Source organism: Rhodococcus sp. ARC_M12 (assembly GCF_022810385.1).
GTDB lineage: Bacteria > Actinomycetota > Actinomycetes > Mycobacteriales > Mycobacteriaceae > Rhodococcoides > Rhodococcoides navarretei.
The window spans coordinates 102,330-113,964 of the sequence record NZ_JALGQI010000017.1 but is presented as its reverse complement, the minus strand read 5'-3'; the positions used below and the strand labels follow the sequence as shown (position 1 = coordinate 113,964).

The 11,635-nt window shown below is 64.8% G+C and carries 11 protein-coding genes; 8 read left to right on the top strand and 3 right to left on the bottom strand.

Annotation, left to right across the window (positions count from 1 at the left end):
• Positions 1 to 71: 71 nt before the first annotated feature.
• Complete coding sequence (locus tag MTX35_RS20680) at positions 72 to 914, top strand: universal stress protein (RefSeq protein ID WP_243596763.1); 843 nt, start codon at positions 72 to 74, stop codon at positions 912 to 914.
• Positions 911 to 1,795, top strand: coding sequence for a universal stress protein (locus MTX35_RS20675; RefSeq protein ID WP_243596762.1), 885 nt, complete (start codon positions 911 to 913; stop codon positions 1,793 to 1,795). Before MTX35_RS20680 ends, MTX35_RS20675 begins: the two co-directional genes overlap by 4 nt.
• A 19-nt stretch (positions 1,796 to 1,814) precedes the next feature.
• On the opposite strand, the gene MTX35_RS20670 is transcribed toward MTX35_RS20675, so the two are convergent.
• Together MTX35_RS20670 and MTX35_RS20665 are read right to left on the bottom strand one after the other, a co-directional pair.
• Complete coding sequence (locus MTX35_RS20670) at positions 1,815 to 4,205, bottom strand: phosphoketolase (protein ID WP_243596761.1); 2,391 nt, start codon at positions 4,203 to 4,205, stop codon at positions 1,815 to 1,817.
• A complete protein-coding gene (locus tag MTX35_RS20665; protein WP_243596760.1) occupies positions 4,202 to 5,080 on the bottom strand; it encodes a universal stress protein in 879 nt (292 codons plus the stop codon). The genes MTX35_RS20670 and MTX35_RS20665 overlap by 4 nt, the downstream gene beginning before the upstream one ends.
• A gap of 150 nt (positions 5,081 to 5,230) precedes the next feature.
• Here MTX35_RS20665 and MTX35_RS20660 point away from each other — a divergent pair, with 150 nt between their 5' ends.
• The 6 genes from MTX35_RS20660 to MTX35_RS20635 all read left to right on the top strand — a co-directional run bounded on the left by MTX35_RS20660 (position 5,231) and on the right by MTX35_RS20635 (position 10,736).
• A complete protein-coding gene (locus tag MTX35_RS20660) occupies positions 5,231 to 5,626 on the top strand; it encodes a DUF6153 family protein (RefSeq protein WP_243596759.1) in 396 nt (131 codons plus the stop codon).
• Between the two features lie 82 nt (positions 5,627 to 5,708).
• A complete protein-coding gene (locus MTX35_RS20655; RefSeq protein WP_243596758.1) occupies positions 5,709 to 6,332 on the top strand; it encodes a DUF305 domain-containing protein in 624 nt (207 codons plus the stop codon).
• Between the two features lie 108 nt (positions 6,333 to 6,440).
• Positions 6,441 to 7,763, top strand: a complete 1,323-nt coding sequence (locus MTX35_RS20650) for an NAD(P)/FAD-dependent oxidoreductase (RefSeq protein ID WP_243596757.1) — start codon at positions 6,441 to 6,443, stop codon at positions 7,761 to 7,763.
• Between the two features lie 150 nt (positions 7,764 to 7,913).
• Positions 7,914 to 9,191 (top strand): hypothetical protein, encoded by a 1,278-nt coding sequence (locus MTX35_RS20645; protein WP_243596756.1) that lies wholly within the window; start codon positions 7,914 to 7,916, stop codon positions 9,189 to 9,191.
• Positions 9,192 to 9,368: 177 nt separating this feature from the next.
• The gene (locus tag MTX35_RS20640; RefSeq protein WP_279396156.1) at positions 9,369 to 10,334 is read left to right on the top strand and encodes an alpha/beta hydrolase family protein; all 966 of its coding nucleotides are present in this window, start codon (positions 9,369 to 9,371) and stop codon (positions 10,332 to 10,334) included.
• 105 nt (positions 10,335 to 10,439) lie between these two features.
• Positions 10,440 to 10,736, top strand: coding sequence for a hypothetical protein (locus MTX35_RS20635; protein ID WP_243596754.1), 297 nt, complete (start codon positions 10,440 to 10,442; stop codon positions 10,734 to 10,736).
• 51 nt (positions 10,737 to 10,787) lie between these two features.
• On the opposite strand, the gene MTX35_RS26090 is transcribed toward MTX35_RS20635, so the two are convergent.
• Positions 10,788 to 11,378: a CsbD family protein gene (locus tag MTX35_RS26090; RefSeq protein ID WP_308198152.1), complete on the bottom strand. Its 591-nt coding sequence runs from the start codon at positions 11,376 to 11,378 to the stop codon at positions 10,788 to 10,790.
• Positions 11,379 to 11,635: the final 257 nt, after the last annotated feature.

Below are 11,635 nucleotides of genomic sequence, written 5' to 3'. Positions count from 1 at the left end.
CGACTGCTGCGTCCACGGCGGTTGCGCTCGTAGCGTTCTCGTAGTAGACGCGCACCATCGAGAGGCATCTGATGAACACTTCACATTCCGCCGGACCCGTCGTGGTCGGCATCGACGGGTCGGAGACTGCACTCGATGCAGTCCGATTCGCCGTGCAGGAGGCACGTGGGCGGGGCACCTCGCTTCGCTTGGTCCACGTGATCGACAGACATGCACTGGCCGAAACCGTCTACGGCGCGCCGGATATCGACGGTGACTACGCCCGTGCGGTATTGAGCCGTGCGGTGGACGTGGCTGCAGAAACCGATCCGACGGTCGCCGTGGAATCGGTCGCTCTGCAGGGTCGGCCCGAATCGGTGATGTCGACGGAAGCAGGATCCGCGTCGCTGCTCGTGCTGGGGACCACAACCGGCAGTGCAGTGGCCGCCTGGGTTCTGGGGTCGATGGTCGGTGCAGTGGTGGAAGCATCGCCCCATCCCGTGGCGATCGTCCGGCACTTCGACGCCGAACGGGGCGGCCCGATAGTCGCAGCGCTCGGTGATGTCGACGTGTCGGCCACCGACGTGGTTGTGGCTCAGGCATTCGACGAGGCGTCGATCCGAGAGACCAGCGTATTGGCCGTGCATGCACAGGCTGTGTCGTCCATCCTCGCGTCTGCTCTCAGTGGCCCGGTCGACGGGCTACACCCCGAATCGGCCATGGACGTTCGGCTCGAACCCTTCGGTGCGAACTACCCGGGCATTCGCGTGGCGTCGGTGTACGCCGAGGCGGACTCGGGATCGGAGCTGGTCGCCATCTCCGAGACCGCGCAACTGATGGTGATGGGTCACGAGCGAGACCGAGTGCCAGGACGAACGTTGACCGCCGTACTGCGGCATGCCCATTGCCCCGTCCTCGTCGTCCCGCACGCATGAGTACCTCGAGGCGGTCTCCGATCGTCGTCGGTGTCGACGGCTCCGGCTCGTCGCTCGACGCAGTCGGCTGGGCCGCGCGTGCGGCGGAGCTGCGCGGCGTACCCCTGAAGCTGGTGTCCGCGTATCAAGTCAAGGCCCTGTACACCAGCTTCGTCGCACTTCCGTCCCACATCGGCTCGGAAGAGCATGCGGCCGCAGAGTCCATTCTGGCCTCGGCAGCGCTGGTTGCCCGCCGATCTGTCGAAGACCCGGATGCATTGCCGATCATCGTCGAACCGATTGTGGGGCCGACGATTCAGGCCATGCTGGAGCAGTCCTCCAGTGCCTCGATGATGGTGGTGGGCTCGCGCGGTAACGGCGAATACTTCGCCGAACTGCTCGGCTCGGTCAGCACAGCAGTGGCCGTGCAAGCGCACTGCCCGGTGGCCATTGTGCCGGGAAGCGTGGAGGTGCATTCTTCGCGAGGCCCGGTCGTCCTCGGAGTCGACGTGTCGGCGCACAACCAGAATGCCGTTCGGTTGGCATTCGAAGAAGCCTCACTGCGGGGAACAGGATTGGTTGCAGTCCACGTGTCGACGGACGAACTCGTCTCGTCGCCCGACGCTTCCGTGACCGACAGATCCGACGCGATCGTATCGAACGGCCGAACCATCCTGGCAGAGAGCATGTCCGGCTGGAGCGAGCAATACCCGGATGTGGAGGTACAGCAAACAGTGTTGCGCGGCAACGTGGTCGAGAAGATTCTGGAGGCGGCATCGCGCGCGCAGGCCGTCGTCGTCGGTTCGAGCGGCCGCAACGGTTTCAGCGACCGACTTCTCGGATCCACCGTCCGTTCGCTGGCCCACCGCGTCGACTGCCCGCTGATCATCGCCCGCGGGTAGCTCTCCAGGGATTCGGCAGTCACGACCACCGCCACTGCCGAATCTCCGGGAGGTCCTCGAAATACTCTCGGATGTAGGCGTCGTGGCGTGTGAGTTGGTCCTGGCAGTGCTGCCGCAGTCGCTCGGTTCCGGCGGGCGCGTTCTGCGCTCGGTCGAGTGCTGCGAGCGCGAGGTGGTAGCGGCTGATCTTGTTGAGCACCACCATGTCGAACGGTGTTGTCGTAGTGCCCTGTTCGATGAATCCGCGAACGTGGAATCGCTGGGCGGCCGGTCGGCCGTGCACCAATTGGTGTACCGCACGGGGATAACCGTGGAACGCAAAGACCACATCGACCGATGCGGTGAACAGATCCACGAACTGCTCGTCGGAGAATCCGTGCGGATGATCGACGACGGGGAGTAGCGCCATCAGATCGATGACGTTGACGACGCGAACCCTGAGTTCGGGAGTCCACGTACGCAACAACTCTGCGGCAGCGAGGGTTTCCTCGGTCGGTACGTCGCCGGCGCATGCCAGCACGATCTGGGGATCCTCCTCGGTATCGACCTCTTCGGTGCCGGCCCACTCCCAACGGGACGCACCCGCCGCTGCATGCGCGCGTGCCTCGGGCAGCGTCAGGTACTGCGGGTGACTCTGCTTGTCCACCACCAGAACGTTGACGTGACCTCGGCTGCGGAAGCAATGATCTGCAACGGCGAGCAGAGTATTGGAGTCCGGTGGCAGCCACACGCGTACCACGTCCGGTGCCAGCGGAATCACCGCATCGATCAGTCCGGGACCCTGATGGCTGAACCCGTTGTGGTCGTTGCGCCAACACGTGCTCGTGAGCAGCACGTTGAGAGACGCCACCGGTGCCCGCCATGCGAGTGTGGCCGCGTGCTGAAGCCACTTGGTGTGCTGGATCAGCATCGACACGCTCACCATTGCGAAGGCCTCGTAGCTCGCGAACAGACCGTGTCGACCCGACAGGAGATACGCCTCCAGCCAGCCCTCGCACAGATGCTCGCTGAGCACCTCCATCACGCGGCCGTCGGGGCCGAGGTTGTCGTCGAACTCGGTGGTCGGCAGCTGCCAGCATCTGTCGGTGGCCTCGAACACGGCCTGCAGGCGGTTGCTCGCGGTCTCGTCGGGGCAGAACAGACGGAAGTTGCCGCCGCCGTGGGGCTCGGCGTTGTCGAGGTAGATATCGCGCATCATCTCCCCGAGCACGGTCGTCGTCTCGTGCGACGTGCGACCCGGGGATTCGATGGTGAGCGCGTAGTTCTCGAGGTCGCGAATGACCAAGGGCTGCAGAAGCAGTCCGCCGTTGGCGTGCGGAGTGGCACCGAGCCGTTCGTCGCCGGACGGAGCCAGCTCGCGAACGGCTGCCACCGGGGCACCCTCGTCGTCGAACAGCGATCTCGGGTCGTAGGAGAGCAGCCACTTCTCGAGCAGAGCCAGATGCGCGGGGTTCTCGCGGACACCGGAGAGCGGAACCTGATGCGCCCAGTGAGTGCCCTCGATGAGCTTGCCGTCCACCTCGTGGGGTCCGGTCCAGCCTTTGGGAGTACGCAGAACGATGGCGGGCCATCCGATGTCGTGGTGTGGTTCGCCGTTCCGGGCGGCGTGCTGGATTTGCTCGATTGCATCGTGGGCGCGGGTGAGGGCTCTTTCGAGAGCCGGGAACACTTCTCGTGGATCGTCGCCTTCGACGAACAGTGGTGCCCACCCCTGGCCGCACAGGTAGTCCGCTATCGATTGATCGGTGCTGCGTCCGAGAACCGTCGGTCCGGAAATCTTTCCGTCGTTCAGATGCAGGATGGGCAACACGGCCCCGTCGCGAATCGGATTCAGAAAAGCCGGGATCTTCCACGAACCGGACAGGGGGCCGGTTTCGGCCTCACCGTCCCCGACGACACAGGCGACGATCAGATCGGGATTGTCGAACGCTGCACCGGCGGCGTGGACGAGGGCGTACCCCAGCTCGCCGCCCTCGTGAATGCTGCCGGGCGTCTGGACGCTGACGTGGCTCGGAATACCTCCAGGAGTGGAGAATTGACGACACAGCCGCTGGACGCCGTCGTTGTCGAGCGAGATGTCCGGGTAGATCTCGCTGTAGGTCCCTTCGAGGTAGGTGTTCGCCACCAATGCTGGGCCGCCGTGGCCCGGACCGGTGACGTACAGCCAGTCCGAGTGGGTTCGCCGAATCACACGGTTGAGGAGGGTGTAGATCATCGACAGTCCGGGGCTGGTGCCCCAATGGCCGAGCAACCGGGGTTTGATGTGCTCTGCCGTCAGTGGCCGACGCAGCAGCACGTTGTCCTGCAGATAGATCTGCGCCACCGTCAGATAGTTCGCCGCGGCCCAATATTGCAGGTCGGCGTCGAGATCGTCGGAGCTGTAACCGGTTTCGGTGCTGGGTGCCGTCATCGGTTCGTCGGTACGACGACGACGGGAACATCCACCGAGTGCAGCACCGCACGCGAGGTGGAACCGAGAAGCATCGACGCGAATCCACCTCGACCACGGCTTCCCACCACCACCAATTGGGCGGTCTCGGACTCACGGACCATCGCCCGAACCGGCCTGTCCTGGAACACCACTCGACGAATGGATACGTCGGGGTAGTCCTCGGACCACCCGGCCAAACTTTCGGCCAACGACGTCTTCTCCGCGAGTTCGGAATCGACCCACGGACCCACGCCGTCGCGGGTCAACACACTGCCGAGCTCGAGGTCGCTCCAGGCGTGCACCGCGACGAGGTCGACACCTCGCAGTGACGCTTCCTTCAGGGCGAAGCCGATGGCGGGTTGACTGTTGGGGGTGCAATCCACCCCGACGACGACCGGACCGTCGCTGGACTTGTTGGATTTGATCACTGCGACAGGGCATTTCGCATGCGTTGCAACTGCGGTACTGACCGACCCGATCAGCCCACCGGTGAACTCGCCGAGACCCCTCGACCCGACGACTATCATGGCGGGCGCGACGTCGAAATGCGTCAGGTTCTGTGCAGCAGAGCCGTGTTCGAGACGAGTGTCCAGAATCAGCGAATTGCCTGCTGCGGCCTTGTGCGCAACATCGACCGCGGCGGTCAGCACCCGCTTGGCCTCGACGTCCGGGTCGGTGAATGCGCCCATCCGGAGGCTGATGGCGTCACCGTAGGTTCCCGGCGCGAACAGCGAGGACGTGACCAGCTCGAGTGGGGCGTGGCGTCGGACAGCCTCGCGCGTTGCCCAGCGGACCGCGTCGAGTGATGTGGCAGACCCGTCGACTCCGACGACTACTCGGCTCGATGCATTCATGGCGAATTCCCGTCCATTGACTCACGTGTGCAGATACGGCTCGAGCTTGGCCCGGATCATTCCTCTTCGATAGAGGCGGAAGTCCTTCGGAGCGGGGCCGAAGTCCCTGGTGGCTACCCCTAGGGGGTATGTCTTGCTATCGTCGGTGACATGCACTCAGTGATCCGTCGCCGTCGCCCGGGCTTTGCCTCGGCGACCGGATTGCTGATCGCACTGTCGATTTTCGGCGTGCTGCTGATGCACTCGGTGACACCGACCGCGTCGGCGAGCAACGAACACGCTGCCATGGCTTCGGTGACCCATCACGAGGGTCCGGTGCAGGTGGCGGCCGGTGAACACGACTGCCCGTCGGCACATCAGATGATGCATCCGTGCGCGGGAACCACGGTGTCGTGGGCCGCGCTGTCGGTCCCGTCGACGGGCGTCGATGGCGTCCACCCGTTCATGTCGGAGGACGGTATCGGTGGGCGCACCGACTCCATCTCGGAGCGTGCGCCGCCGTGGACCCTCTGGGAGCTGGACAGATCGGTGACCTTGCGAGTGTGACAGGAAGCCCGGTGGACGCACGACCACCGGCGGATCGCTGTACCCAGATCCCTGTATTTCGCTCTTGTTCAAGGAGATTCACATGCGTACAACTCTCGTCGCTTCGCTGGCTGCCGCCACCGTGAGCGTATTCCTCGTCGCCGGCTGCAGCAACGACGGCTCCGACATGCCGATGGACGGCCATTCGATGGGCTCACCGAACTCGTCGGCGTCATCGACCCAGGCCGACGCGTCGGCAGATTTCAACGATGCGGACGTGATGTTCGCTCGGATGATGTACCCGCATCATGCGCAGGCGGTCGAAATGGCGGCAATGGTCGAGGGCCGCACCGACAATTCGGACGTCGTCGCGTTGGCGTCGGCGATCGCAGCCGCACAGCAACCGGAAATGGACCGGATGACCGCCTGGCTCGCCGAATGGGGTCAGCCCGCACCCTCGTCCGACATGGGTGAGATGAGCGGAATGGACCACAGCTCGGGCATGGGCATGATGTCTCAGCAGGACATGGATGCGTTGGCTGCTCTGTCGGGTGCGGAATTCGACCGCCAGTGGCTGACGATGATGATCGAGCACCACGAGGGCGCGATCGACATGGCGAACAACGAGATCGCGGACGGCTCGAACCCCGACGCACAGGAGATGGCACGCACGATCGCGGCCACACAGCAGGAGGAAATCGAGACCATGGAGGCGTTGCTCGGCTGATCCGGATCGAAGTGAAGTGCCGCACCCCCTGACCGGGGTGCGGCACTCGAGTAGGCTGCAACATCGGAGAGTCCCTCTCCTCAGGTCGGTCCGAGGGAGAACGTTCGTATGGCACGTCCACGGGTGTTGGTCATCGGCGGAGGATTCGGCGGGCTGCACGCGGCTCGACGCCTACGCGGTGAGGACGTCGACGTCACCGTGCTCGAACGCGGCACCTCCCACGTCTTCCAGCCGCTGCTCTATCAGTGCGCTACCGGTCTGGTATCCGAGGGCTCGATCGCCAGTCCGCTGCGTCACCTGCTGCGCAAGCAGAAGAACGTGCATGTGGCACTGGGCGAAGCGACCTCGGTGACCCCTCCTGCGGACGGCTCGGCGGGCGACGGCGGAGTGGTGACGGCGAGCCGATTCGACGGCTCGACGTTCGAGCTGCCCTACGACTACCTGGTCGTCGCCGTCGGAATGCAGCAGGCCTATCACGGCCACGACGAATACGTGCAGTGGGCACCGGGGATGAAGACCCTCGACGATGCCCTCGCGATCAGGCGAAAGCTGATCTCCGCCTTCGAGATGGCCGAATCCCTGCCCACCGCCGACGAACGCCGACCCTGGCTCACGTTCGCCGTCGCCGGGGGAGGCCCGACCGGAGTCGAATTGGCAGGGCAGATAAGAGAACTCGCCACCAGGGCGTTGGCAAAGGAGTTCGACGCGATCCATCCGTCGGAAGCGCGAGTGCTGCTCTTCCACGGTGGCGACCGCGTACTCGAATCGTTTCCCGACTCCCTGACGAAGAAGGCGCAGCGCACCCTCGACGCGGTCGGCGTGGAAACCCATCTCGGAGTTCACGTCACCGACGTCACCGCAACCGACGTCGAGGTGACGGCCAAGGCCGAACCCAAGACTGTCACTCGCTACGACACCCACACCGTGCTGTGGACCGCAGGCGTCGAAGCCGTTCCGTTCGTTGCGAAGCTCGCCGACGCGATGGGCGTCGAACAGGACCGATCCGGGCGTATCGCCGTGCAACCGGATCTCTCGATCCCGGGACACCGCAACGTCTTCGTCGTCGGAGACATCATGTCGCTGAACAAGCTTGCGGGAGTAGCCGAAGTGGCGATGCAGGGCGGCCGCGCGGCGGGCGCGGCGATCGCAGCGGACCTGTCCGGTTCTGCGCGTTCGGATTTCAAATACCGGGATCTCGGCACCGCGGCGTACATTGCGCGCGGACATGCACTGGTGCAGGCCGGGCCGCTACGCATGTCCGGATTCCTCGGCTGGGTCTCGTGGGGCGTCATCCACATCGCCTTCCTGGCCGGCAACCGCAATCGCGTCGGGACGCTGATCAACTGGGCCGCAACCCTCGCCACCGGAACCCGACGCGAACGGGCCATCACCTACGGCGATCCGGAAACCGCGCGTAAGCCGTACAACTGACCTGAGTGTCCACTATTCGGTCCCTCGCACGGAATTCCGCTGTCGAGGGCGAATTGTGGGCGCTGAGGTCAGTTCGCGTTGGTGCCGAATCCGGTCAGGTGCGGATCAGCCGACGTCGGGGATGAAGGCGGGGACCTCTAAGTTGAAGACATGATCGTGGATCGCTACGGGCCAGTCGTGGCAACGGTATGCGGCGGATTCGTTGCCGGATACTCGCTTCGCGAATCGCTCGGCCAGGATTTGTTCCACATCGAGTCCTCGGGCAAGTGGTACGGGGCATTCGTCACCGCGCAATGGGCAGGCTCGCTGGCCGTCCTGGCCGCGATACTCGTGCTCGCGCTCGTTCATCGCCGACGCCCCCGGTTGGCGGCTGCCGGAACAACCGTTTTCGGCGTTCTGTTGATGGCACTGCCGTCTTTCGTACCGATCGCGTCCAATCAAGCGGTGACGACCAACGCCCTCGGTGCCGGCGTTCTGGTCGGCGTGTGCGGATTCGTCGCCGGTGGACGCAGACTTCCGTCTGCCGGCATCGCAGTAGGGCTGCTGGGCTCGATGCTGTTCTACAACGCGATCTCGCCACTACGCGGACCGCGCGAGGGACGGTGGATGGATGGTTTGGGACCGCAGCACGTCGAATCGACCGTCCCTCTACTCCTCCTTCTCGCAACCACCGTCGTGCTGCTCGTGGCCGTCCGGCGCTCATCCGTCGGCCGATTCGAATCCTCCGACGCGGCGGCCGCTCTCGTGCTGGGATTCGTCTGTCTGACGGCCTACACCTACCTCGGCAACACGACGTCGACGGTGACCATGTGGATGTTCGCCGTCGCGATCGTGGTCCTCCTTACCTACGCCGTCGCGTTCGACCTCGGTGGCCGCGACGGCCGATACCTGATGCTGGGGTTGGCGATAGCGGCATCGGGCGTCAATGCACTCGGGTGGTCCGACGCGTCGTGGTGGGTACTCGTCGTGGCCGCTGTGTTGTTCGTCGGTGCGGTGGGAGTAGGCCTGCGACGCGATCTCACCACGGCCGCGCTCGTGCTGCTGGCCGTGGTGACGGCCACCGGTCTGCTTCCGATCGGCGACAGTGCGGTCAATGTCGTTGGAACCGTTGCCTATTGCACCCTGTATCCCGTCGCCATCGGCCTGGCCGTCGGGTCGATGCAACCCACCCGCACGGTGGCGTCGGCCATCGGTCCGCTGATTCCGTTCGCGCTGACGCTGTTCTGGGTCTCGGCTCCGGTGCCGCCGCGGCTGTTCGGTTGGACGGACGGGACGCCCGAGGACTATGTGCGGCCGGTCGTCTGGTTGTATTCGCCGCTGCCCGTGGGTGTGGTGGTCGCGGTGATCGTCGTAGTGGGTTGCCTCGTCGCCATTCGACACCATGACCACGAGCATCACGATCGCGTCTCGGATTCGTCCGGTCCATAACGCTCGGCACGTTTGCTCGAGGTAACGTCACCTCATCTTCGGCCGATGTAGAAACTCGACCGGTGTAACTCGACGAAAAGGTGAAACAGCGTGCCACGATCTCGACGACACGGCTTCCGGCGAATCGGTTCGGCTACGGCCGTCGCCCTCGCAGTGGCGATTCTCCCGACCGCGCTGATGACGCCCGTCGCGTCCGCAGACGAACTGCCTGCGGCCACGACGCAGTCGAGCAACGGATCGCGCATCGAGTCGGTGAACACCCTCGACAACAAGCAGGTTCAGCTCCAGGTCTTCTCCGCGTCGATGAACCGCACCATTCCCGTGACGGTGCAGCGCCCCGCCGACGAGAGCGTGTCGCGTCCGGTTCTGTACCTGCTCAACGGTGCAGGTGGCGGCGAGGATGCCGCATCGTGGCAGTCACAGACCGACGCCGAGGCATTCTTCGCGGACAAGAACGCGTACATCGTGACTCCGCAGAAGGGCAAATGGTCCTACTACACCGACTGGCTGCAGGACGATCCGAAGCTCGGCAGCAACAAGTGGAGCACCTTCCTCGGTGAAGAACTGCCCCCGCTGATCGACGCGCAGTTCGACACCAACGGCCGCCAGTCGCTCGCGGCGCTGTCCATGACGGGCACCTCGGTCCTCAACATCGCGATCAAGTACCCGGGTAAGTTCACCGGCGTCGCGGCGTACAGCGGCTGTGCGCAGACCTCCGACCCCATCGGTCAGCAGTTCGTCAAGCTCGTCGTCGAGACCTACGGTGGCGGCAACGTCGAGAACATGTGGGGACCGCTCGACGGCCCGGTGTGGCGCGAGAACGATCCTCTGCTCAACGCCGAGAAGCTCCGCGGCACGCAGATCTACATGAGCACCGGTAGCGGCCTGCCCGGCGCACCGAACGACACCTTCGCCAACCCTCGCCTGGACAACGACCCGGCCACGCTTGCCAACCAGGTCATCGTCGGCGGCGGCATCGAGGTGGCCACCAACTTCTGCACCTCGAACCTGGCCAAGCGCCTCGACCAGCTCGGCATTCCGGCCACCGTCGACTTCCGCCCGGTCGGCAACCACTCGTGGGGCTACTGGCAGGACGACCTGCACAAGTCCTGGCCGTTCCTGGCGGGATCGCTCGGCCTCTGATTCTCGTAGCACCGAACAACGGCCACCTGCACCTCGCGTGCGGGTGGCCGTTCTTCGTTGTCCAGGGCGGTGGATCAGCACCTGAATCGAACGTATGATCGAACGATGGCACGGCGCGCGCACCCTCGACCGGCGTCTGCCGTGCGCCCCTTCAAGCTGCTCCGACCGCCGCTGAAGGTATGGATCGACCTCAACATCCTGTACCCACTGCCACCGCACCACGCGTCGAAGTTCAACCCCGAGGGTTTCGATGTGCGACGCGTGGTGCCGGGAGATCTGGTCGAATGGTCCATCACCGTGGACGGGGATTGGCTGGGCCGCGTCACCTATGAGTTGATGTCACGCGATCGCAGCGAAACTGTCACGCACTGGGTGCCCAGTCGGGCGCTGAAGCCGCTCTAGATACGCGAAAGCCCCGCCTCGGTAGAGGCGGGGCTGTCTGCATGACTACCTTCAGAAGCTGTGCTTGCGGGCCTTCTTGGCGAGCTTGCGAGTGGTGCGCTTCGAGGGGACGAACAGGTGCGCGGCGCTGCGGCGACGGTTGCGTCGACGGATCAGGACGAACGCGACGGCTCCGGCTGCGGCTGCGATGGCTGCGATGACCGGAGTGCCCACCTTCGCGGCCTGCGCAACGTCGTCGCTGTCGATGTTGCGAACCGTGTTCTTCACGTCGTCGGCGACGGCGGAGGCTTTGTCGGCTGCCTTGTCGGCGACCTGAGAGGCCTTCTCCTTCACCTCGTCGGCATCGACGCTCTTGACCTGGTCCTTGACGGTGTTCTTGACATCCTCGGCAACGTCGGCGGCCTTGTCGGCAACGTCGGCGGCGGCATGCTTTGCTTCCTTGGCGGCACCGGACGCGGAGTCGGCGACGCTCTCTGCGGCATCGGAGACCTTGTCGGCGGCCTGGTGAGTGTTGGCCTTGGCCTGATCGGTGGCACCCTCGGCGCGAAGGCTGTCGTCACCGGTGGCCTCGCCTGCCTTCTCCTTCGCAGTCCCGGCCAGTTCCTCTGCCTTGTGCTGAGCCTTGTCGATGAAGTCGGCCATCGGTGCGTACCTCTTTCGTGTAGGTCGTCTCCGGACATCCGGAGCTGGGGGCGTCGCGGACGACGCCGATAAGTATGAGTCGAATCAACTGCTCCGAAACATACGTCCGACCGGAGTGCGATGGGTCACTATCGACGACGGGCCAGTCGGGCCGGGCTGTCCGTCATGGCTGCGGTGTCTATCGATGCCACCGGGGGCGCGTCGAACGAGGGCCGGTCGATCGGTATGCGCCTGCGAGTGAGCGTCGGTCGAAATCG

Bases quoted from the DNA above. Each gene is read 5' to 3' on its own strand.
- MTX35_RS20640 (WP_279396156.1), top strand. From the start codon at position 9,369: ATGACGCCCGTCGCGTCCGCAGACGAACTGCCTGCGGCCACGACGCAG.
- MTX35_RS20650 (WP_243596757.1), top strand. From the start codon at position 6,441: ATGGCACGTCCACGGGTGTTGGTCATCGGCGGAGGATTCGGCGGGCTG.
- MTX35_RS20635 (WP_243596754.1), top strand. From the start codon at position 10,440: ATGGCACGGCGCGCGCACCCTCGACCGGCGTCTGCCGTGCGCCCCTTC.
- MTX35_RS20670 (WP_243596761.1), bottom strand. From the start codon at position 4,205: ATGACGGCACCCAGCACCGAAACCGGTTACAGCTCCGACGATCTCGAC.
- MTX35_RS20655 (WP_243596758.1), top strand. From the start codon at position 5,709: ATGCGTACAACTCTCGTCGCTTCGCTGGCTGCCGCCACCGTGAGCGTA.
- MTX35_RS20675 (WP_243596762.1), top strand. From the start codon at position 911: ATGAGTACCTCGAGGCGGTCTCCGATCGTCGTCGGTGTCGACGGCTCC.
- MTX35_RS26090 (WP_308198152.1), bottom strand. From the start codon at position 11,378: ATGGCCGACTTCATCGACAAGGCTCAGCACAAGGCAGAGGAACTGGCC.
- MTX35_RS20665 (WP_243596760.1), bottom strand. From the start codon at position 5,080: ATGAATGCATCGAGCCGAGTAGTCGTCGGAGTCGACGGGTCTGCCACA.
- MTX35_RS20660 (WP_243596759.1), top strand. From the start codon at position 5,231: ATGCACTCAGTGATCCGTCGCCGTCGCCCGGGCTTTGCCTCGGCGACC.
- MTX35_RS20680 (WP_243596763.1), top strand. From the start codon at position 72: ATGAACACTTCACATTCCGCCGGACCCGTCGTGGTCGGCATCGACGGG.
- MTX35_RS20645 (WP_243596756.1), top strand. From the start codon at position 7,914: ATGATCGTGGATCGCTACGGGCCAGTCGTGGCAACGGTATGCGGCGGA.